At 57.8% G+C, this 360-nt stretch carries 1 protein-coding gene; it reads right to left on the bottom strand.

The genetic code is table 11. The features are described 5' to 3' along the window. A partial coding sequence (locus tag ABZJ92_RS22345) for an IS66 family transposase (protein ID WP_152030033.1) occupies positions 1-360 on the bottom strand: 360 nt, incomplete at both ends.

Genomic DNA, 360 nt, shown 5'->3' with positions numbered 1-360 from the left:
TTCCTCTGCCGGACTGCCACGTATCTCCGCTTCTATGTCGTATAACTCTGCTATCCGTCTGAGCGCTTCCTGAGTCATTTCTGTCGGACGGCGCACATCCTCGTCATGGATTTTTCGGCGGGCGTGGGCCAGGCACCCGGCTTCCTTCACCCGGCCCGTTTCGTACAGTACGTTATAACCTGCATAGGCATCAGCCTGCAGTACGCCCTGATACTTTGCCAGGTGGAGCTGCGGATGTTCTCCTTTGCGATCTGCCGAATACGCGAACCAGACGGCTGCCGGCAGGGATGAACCCGCATTACGATCATCCCTGACGTATACCCACAGACGACCCGTTTTCGTCTTTCCGTTCCCCGGGGC

This window comes from Shigella sp. FJ200513 (assembly GCF_040495915.1).
GTDB lineage: Bacteria > Pseudomonadota > Gammaproteobacteria > Enterobacterales > Enterobacteriaceae > ECMA0423.
The sequence above is the reverse complement of the archived record's forward strand: the minus strand, read 5'-3'. Positions and strand labels throughout refer to the sequence as shown.